We start from the raw sequence: 444 nt of genomic DNA on the forward strand, positions 1-444 counted from the left end.
GCGTGGGGCTGTAGAAAAGCAATAACACTCTGAACAAGCTCCGCAGGATTGCTCTCCATGTAATAATTCAAATGGGGTTTGGCCAGCGTCATGAATTCATTAACGACATAATTGATATGTTCGAGCTCTTCCATCATGACATTAACATAATCAGCATTTTTAGCCTTTAGTAAATGGACAAACCCTTTTAAAGAAGTTAGTGGATTACGGATATCATGCGCGATCCCAGCTGCCAATTGACCAATGAGCGACAGTTTCTCTGATCTGATGATCGCTTCTTCCGACTTCTTGCGCTCCGTGAGATCGCGAATTACGCTCTGCATGACCGGGTGCCCAATCTTTTTGTGAACATAAATCGAAGATATTTCTGCATCAAAAAAAGTGCCATCTATCTTCCGCATCTTTCGCTCCACAAAATCACTGTAGTTGTCCATCTGCATGATC

The 444-nt window shown here is 42.8% G+C and carries 1 protein-coding gene; it reads right to left on the bottom strand.

Translation table 11 applies throughout. The features are described 5' to 3' along the window. Window positions 1–401, bottom strand: a 401-nt coding sequence (locus tag AC1DUA_RS40670; RefSeq protein ID WP_477505021.1) for a histidine kinase dimerization/phospho-acceptor domain-containing protein, incomplete at its 3' end; no start/stop codon positions are given. Window positions 402–444: the final 43 nt, after the last annotated feature.

It is taken from the genome of Paenibacillus sp. 01T422 (assembly GCF_056398785.1).